The following is a 6,427-nucleotide window of genomic DNA, read 5'->3' on the forward strand; positions in this document are numbered from 1 at the left end:
CAGTCCCGGGCGCGACCACATCCGTACTTGCGATAGGAGCAACTGAAACCATGGCGGTTTCCGTAACCCTGCCGGCGCTCGGCGAGAGCGTCACCGAGGGCACCGTCACCCGTTGGCTGAAGGCCGAGGGCGAGCGCGTCGAGGCCGACGAGCCGCTGCTCGAGGTCTCCACCGACAAGGTCGACACCGAGATCCCGGCCCCGGCCGCCGGCGTGCTGGCCTCCATCAAGGTGGCCGAGGACGAGACGGTGGAGGTCGGCGCCGAGCTGGCCATCATCGACGACGGCACCGGCGCCCCCGCCGCCGCTCCGGCTCCGGCCGCCGCCGAGGCCCCGGCCCCGGCCGCGCAGCCCGAGCCGGCCGCGGCCCCCGCGGCCGAGGCCGCCCCCGCCGCCGCCCCCGCGGGCGGTGCCGAGGGCACCGACGTGGTCCTCCCGGCGCTCGGCGAGTCCGTCACCGAGGGCACCGTCACCCGCTGGCTGAAGGAGGTCGGCGAGGAGGTCTCCGAGGACGAGCCGCTGCTCGAGGTCTCCACCGACAAGGTCGACACCGAGATCCCGGCCCCGGCTTCCGGTGTGCTGCTGGAGATCGTCGTGGGCGAGGACGAGACCGCCGAGGTCGGCGCCAAGCTCGCGGTGATCGGCGCCAAGGGCGCGGCCCCGGCCGCCGCCCCGGCTCCGACCGCTCCGGCCCAGGCCCCGGCCGCTCCGGCGCCCGCCGCCGAGCAGCCCGCCCCGGCCGCCAAGCCCGAGCCCGCCCCGGCGCCGGCCCCGGCCCCCGCCGCTCCGGCTCCGGCCCCCGCGCCGGCCCCGGCTCCGGCTCCGGCCGCGCAGCCCGCCCCCGTCACCCCCGCTCCGGCGGCCGGTGAGGCGGACGGCGCCTACGTCACCCCGCTGGTCCGCAAGCTGGCCGCGGAGAACGGCGTCAACCTCGCCACGGTCAAGGGCACCGGTGTCGGTGGCCGGATCCGCAAGCAGGACGTCATCGCCGCCGCCGAGGCCCTCAAGGCCGCCGCGCCGGCCCCGGCCGCCGCCCCGGCCGCCGCGGCGCCGTCCAAGGCCCCGGCGCTGGAGGTCTCCCCGCTGCGCGGTCAGACCGTCAAGATGCCGCGGATGCGCAAGGTCATCGGCGACAACATGATGAAGGCGCTGCACGGCCAGGCGCAGCTGACCACCGTCGTCGAGGTGGACGTCACCGCGCTCATGCGGATGCGCGCCCGCGCCAAGGACGCGTTCGCGCAGCGCGAGGGCGTCAAGCTCTCCCCGATGCCGTTCTTCGTCAAGGCCGCCGTCCAGGCGCTGAAGGCCCACCCGGTCGTCAACGCCCGGATCAACGAGGACGAGGGCACCATCACCTACTTCGACACCGAGAACGTCGGTATCGCGGTGGACGCCGAGAAGGGCCTGATGACCCCGGTCATCAAGGGCGCCGGTGACCTCAACATCGCCGGGATCGCCCGGAAGACGGCCGAGCTGGCGGGCAAGGTCCGGGCGAGCAAGATCACCCCGGACGAGCTGTCCGGCGCGACCTTCACCATCTCCAACACCGGGTCGCGCGGTGCGCTGTTCGACACGGTCATCGTGCCGCCGAACCAGGTCGGCATCCTGGGCATCGGCGCCACCGTCAAGCGTCCGGTGGTCATCAACCACCCGGACCTCGGCGAGACCATCGCGGTGCGCGACATGACCTACCTGTCGCTCTCCTACGACCACCGCCTGGTGGACGGCGCCGACGCGGCCCGCTACCTGACCACGGTCAAGCAGATCCTGGAGGCCGCCGAGTTCGAGACCGAGCTGGGTCTCTGACGGTTCGGACTCCCGCCAGGGAAGCGGTAGTTGTGCACAGGGGCCGGCCCCGGTTCGTTCCGACGAGCCGGGGCCGGCCCTTGTGCGTACCCGCGTCCCGGATAATGGCCCCCGCACCGCCCTCGCGGCCCCACCCGCTCTGAAGGAGCACGTCATGACCCCGCCCGTCGTCCACTCGCTGCGCGAACAGATCCGCGAGCACATCCTTGAGGGGATCGTCCGCGGCCGCTGGCAGCCGGGTGAGCGGATCGTGGAGCGGCGGATCGCGGTGGAGCTGGAGGTGAGCCAGACGCCGGTGCGGGAGGCGCTGCGGGAGCTGGAGTCGCTGCGGCTGATCGAGTCGGCGCCCAACAAGGGCGTCCGGGTGCGCAACCTCACCGCGGACGACCTCAAGGAGAGCTACCCGGTCCGGGCCGGTCTGGAGCAGGTGGCCGCGGAGCTGGCGGCCGGGCGGCTGGCGGAGGACACCGCGGCGCTGGAGCGCGAGGTGGCGGCGCTGCGGGCGGCGGACGCGGCCGGGGACGGCGAGGCGCAGGTGCGGCACACGGTGGCGTTCCACCGGGAGATCGTGCGGGCGGCCGGGAACGGCGTCCTGCTGCACACCTGGGAGTCGCTGGGCGTGGAGGTGTGGACGACGCTGTCGATCCGCTGGTTCAGCCCGGAGCCGCGCTCGCACGCCCAGGACCACCAGGAGCTGGTGGACGCCTTCCGGCGGCGCGATCCGCGGATCGGCGCGGTGCTCAAGGCCCATGTGCTGAGCTGCGCGCCGCGGGTGTGAGGCGCCGGGCAGGACGGACGGTGGGGCGGCCCCGCGGAACGGTTTCCGCGGGGCCGCCGCCGTGTGCGGGGAGGGCGGTTTCCGGCCGGGCGGCGGGGTCTGCCCTGGCGGTCGGCTCCGGCGCGTACCCGAGGGACTCCGAGGTGTAGCGGAGGGGGCCTCCGGAGCTGGCACGGGGTGCCCCGAATTGCGGCACCCCGTGCCGACCTGCGGTTTTTCCTCCGTTCAGCGTTGATCGATCATCGATCAGAGCGTTATCGTCGATGGCTGGGGCGCGACACCCCTGCCTGCCGAATGCCTGCCGAACTCGCATTCACCACCCGTCCGGAAAGGGGCCACCCATGCCCGATCCCGTGCGCCTGCCGTACAGCCAGCTCGACCAGCTCCCGGACCGCGACCCCGAGGAGACGGCCGAGTGGCGCGAGTCGCTGGACGCCGTCACCAAGGCAGCGGGCCCGCATCGCGCCGCGTACCTCATGCGCCGCGCCCTGGAGCACACCGCGCGCACCGAGGGCACCGACCTGCCGTCCCTCCTGGAGACGGACTACGTCAACACCATCCCGACCTCGGCGGAGCCCGCGTTCCCCGGTGACGAGGCCCTGGAGGCCCGGATCACCGCCTGGAACCGCTGGAACGCGGCGGCCATGGTGACCCGCGGCTCCAAGCTCGGCCTCGGCGGCCACATCGCCACCTTCGCCTCGGCGGCCTGGCTCTACGAGACCGGCTTCCAGCACTTCTTCCGCGGCAAGGAGGGCGACGGCTCCGGCGACCAGCTCTACATCCAGGGCCACGCCTCCCCCGGTATCTACGCCCGCGCCTTCCTGGAGGGCCGGCTCACCGAGGAGCACCTCGACCACTTCCGCCAGGAGGCCGGCGGCGAGGGCCTGCCCTCGTACCCGCACCCGCGGCGGCTGCCCTGGCTGTGGGAGTTCCCCACCGTCTCGATGGGCCTGGGCCCGCTCTCGGCGATCTACCAGGCGCGGTTCAACCGCTACCTGGAGCACCGCGGCATCAAGGACACCAGCAACTCCCACGTCTGGGCGTTCCTGGGCGACGGCGAGATGGACGAGCCGGAGTCGACCGCCGCCCTGGCGCTGGCCGGCCGCGAGGGCCTGGACAACCTCACCTTCGTCATCAACTGCAACCTCCAGCGCCTGGACGGCCCGGTCCGCCCGAACTTCAAGATCGTGCAGGAGCTGGAGGCCCAGTTCCGCGCGGCCGGCTGGAACGTCGTCAAGGCCCTGTGGGGCCAGGCGTGGGACGAGGTCTTCGCGCGCGACACCGACGGTGTGCTGCTCCAGCGCCTGCGGGAGACCCCGGACGCGCAGTTCCAGACCTACGCCACCCGCGACGCCGCCTACCTGCGCGAGCACTTCTTCGGCGCGAGCGACGCCCTGAAGGCGCTCGGCGCGACGCTCTCCGACGCCAAGCTGCTGGAGCTGTTCCAGACCTCCCGGGCCGGCCACGAGCCGCGCAAGGTCTACGCCGCGTACAAGGCCGCCGTCGAGCACAAGGGCGCGCCGACCGTCATCCTGGCGCAGACCGTCAAGGGCTACACCCTCGGCGCGGGCTTCGAGTCCCGCAACGCCAACCACCAGATGAAGAAGCTGACGATGGCGGAGTTCCGCGCGATGCGGGACCTGCTCGAACTCCCCATCCCGGACAGCGCGCTGGAGGGCGACCTGGTGCCGTACTGGCGCCCGGCCGAGGACTCCCCGGAGATGCGCTACCTCCGCGAGCGGCGCGCGGCCCTCGACGGCCCGGCGCCGGCCCGCAAGGTCGCCGCCAAGCCGCTGCCGATGCCCGCTGACAAGGCGTTCGACGCGCTGAAGAAGGGCTCCGGCAGCCAGGAGATCGCCACCACGATGGCGTTCGTCCGGCTGGTCAAGGACCTGATGCGGGACAAGGAGACCGGCAAGCGCTGGGTCCCGATCGTCCCGGACGAGGCCCGCACCTTCGGTATGGAGTCGCTCTTCCCGACCGCCGGCCTCTACTCCCCCAAGGGCGCGACCTACGACCCGGTCGACCGGGACCAGCTGCTCTGGTACAAGGAGGCCAAGGACGGCCAGATCCTGAACGAGGGCATCACGGAGGCCGGTTCGCTGGCCGACTTCACCGCCGCCGCGACGTCGTACGCGACGCACGGCGAGCCGATGATCCCGTTCTACATCTTCTACTCGATGTTCGGCTGGCAGCGGACCGCCGACCAGTTCTGGGCGCTCGCCGACCAGCTGGGCCGCGGTTTCGTCATCGGCGCCACCGCGGGCCGCACGACGATGACCGGTGAGGGCCTGCAGCACGCCGACGGCCACTCCCACCTGATCGCCTCGACCAACCCGGCGGCGCTCTCCTACGACCCGGCGTTCGCCTACGAGGTCGCGGTGATCGTCAAGGAGGGTCTGCGCCGGATGTACGGCCCGGACGCCGAGGACGTCTTCTACTACCTGACGGTCTACAACGAGACCAAGGTGCAGCCGGCCATGCCGGAGGGCGTCGAGGAGGGCATCCTCAAGGGCCTGTACCGCTTCAAGGAGGCCACCGCGATCGAGGACGCCGAGGTGCCGCGGCTCCAGCTGCTGGCCTCCGGCACCGCGATCCACTGGGCCCTGGAGGCGCAGCAGCTGCTGGCCGCCGACTGGGGCGTGGCCGCCGACGTGTGGTCCGCGCCGTCCTGGACGGAGCTGCGCCGGGACGCCCTGGAGTGCGACGCGGCGCGCCTGGAGGGCGAGGACCGGGTGCCGTACGTGACCCGTGCGCTGGCCGGCGCGCCCGGCCCGGTCGTCGCGGTGAGCGACTGGATGCGGGCGGTCCCGGACCAGATCGCCCCGTGGGTCGAGCAGGACTGGGTGTCCATCGGGACGGACGGCTTCGGCCTGTCCGACACCCGCGACGCGGCCCGCCGCCACTTCGGCGTGGACCCGCAGTCGGTGGTCGTCCAGGCGCTGGCGGCGCTCGCCCGGCGCGGCGAGGTCAAGCCGGAGACGGTCAAGGAGGCCCGGGAGCGCTACGGGCTGTGAGACCGGGGCCCCGCGGCCCCACGAACGCGGGCGGCCCCGGCCGACACCGGGCGCCGCCCGCCCATGAACTCCCGTGCGGGGATCATTCCCGCGCCCGGGGTCCTCGCACGGGATCCACGCCGCCCCGCGGCCGCCGCGACCGGCGGTCGCGGGGCGTTGTCAGTGGTGCCCCGCATGATGGACCCATGCGTGCCGCACGGCTGATCAAATTGGTCCTCCTGCTCCAGTCCCGGCCCTCGATGACGGCCGGTGAGCTGGCGCGGGAGCTGGAGGTCTCGGAGCGCACGGTCGCCCGGGACGTGCTCTCCCTCTCGGAGGCCGGCGTGCCGGTGTACGCCGACCGCGGCCGGGCGGGGCTACCGCCTGATAGGCGGCTACCGCACCCGCCTGACCGGTCTCGGGCGCAGCGAGGCGGAGGCGCTCTTCCTGTCCGGAGTGCCGTCCGCGCTGCGGGAGATGGGCCTGGCCGACGCCGCGTCCGCGGCCCGGCTGAAGGTGTCCGCCGCGCTGCTGCCGGAGCTGCGGGACGCCGCGTCGGGCGCCGCCCGGCGCTTCCATCTGGACGCTCCGGGCTGGTATCACGATCCGCCGACGCCCGCGCTGCTGCCGGTGATCGCCGACGCGGTGTGGGACGACCGCCGCCTGACGGTCAGTTATCAGCGCCGGGACGGCGAGGTGGTCCGCGAACTGGAGCCGTACGGGCTCGTGCTGAAGGCCGGGGTCTGGTATCTGGCGGCGCGGGTGGCGGACGCGGCGGGGGCGGCGGGGGGGGGGGCGCGGCCGGGGGGGGGGTCCGGGCCGGGGTCACGGCCGGGGGGGGGGGCCGC

3 protein-coding genes and 1 pseudogene are annotated in these 6,427 nt (G+C 73.8%); all 4 read left to right on the forward strand.

All coding sequences use genetic code 11. The features are described 5' to 3' along the window. Positions 1-50 precede the first annotated feature (50 nt). Positions 51-1,805, forward strand: coding sequence for a 2-oxoglutarate dehydrogenase, E2 component, dihydrolipoamide succinyltransferase (gene sucB, locus ADL22_RS20820; RefSeq protein WP_066981688.1), 1,755 nt, complete (start codon positions 51-53; stop codon positions 1,803-1,805). Positions 1,806-1,959: 154 nt separating this feature from the next. Continuing rightward, positions 1,960-2,583, forward strand: coding sequence for a GntR family transcriptional regulator (locus ADL22_RS20825; RefSeq protein ID WP_066981691.1), 624 nt, complete (start codon positions 1,960-1,962; stop codon positions 2,581-2,583). Positions 2,584-2,924: 341 nt separating this feature from the next. Beyond that, the gene (gene aceE, locus ADL22_RS20830; RefSeq protein ID WP_066981693.1) at positions 2,925-5,600 is read left to right on the forward strand and encodes a pyruvate dehydrogenase (acetyl-transferring), homodimeric type; all 2,676 of its coding nucleotides are present in this window, start codon (positions 2,925-2,927) and stop codon (positions 5,598-5,600) included. Positions 5,601-5,785: 185 nt separating this feature from the next. Further along, positions 5,786-6,427 (forward strand): annotated as a pseudogene (locus ADL22_RS20835) (helix-turn-helix transcriptional regulator); the annotation flags it as partial.

This window comes from Streptomyces sp. NRRL F-4489 (genome assembly GCF_001509485.1).
Lineage (GTDB): Bacteria > Actinomycetota > Actinomycetes > Streptomycetales > Streptomycetaceae > Streptomyces.

What these genes read in the sequence shown, in the direction of transcription:
- ADL22_RS20825 (WP_066981691.1), top strand. Translation starts at nt 1,960, where the DNA reads ATGACCCCGCCCGTCGTCCACTCGCTGCGCGAACAGATCCGCGAGCAC.
- aceE (WP_066981693.1), top strand. Translation starts at nt 2,925, where the DNA reads ATGCCCGATCCCGTGCGCCTGCCGTACAGCCAGCTCGACCAGCTCCCG.
- sucB (WP_066981688.1), top strand. Translation starts at nt 51, where the DNA reads ATGGCGGTTTCCGTAACCCTGCCGGCGCTCGGCGAGAGCGTCACCGAG.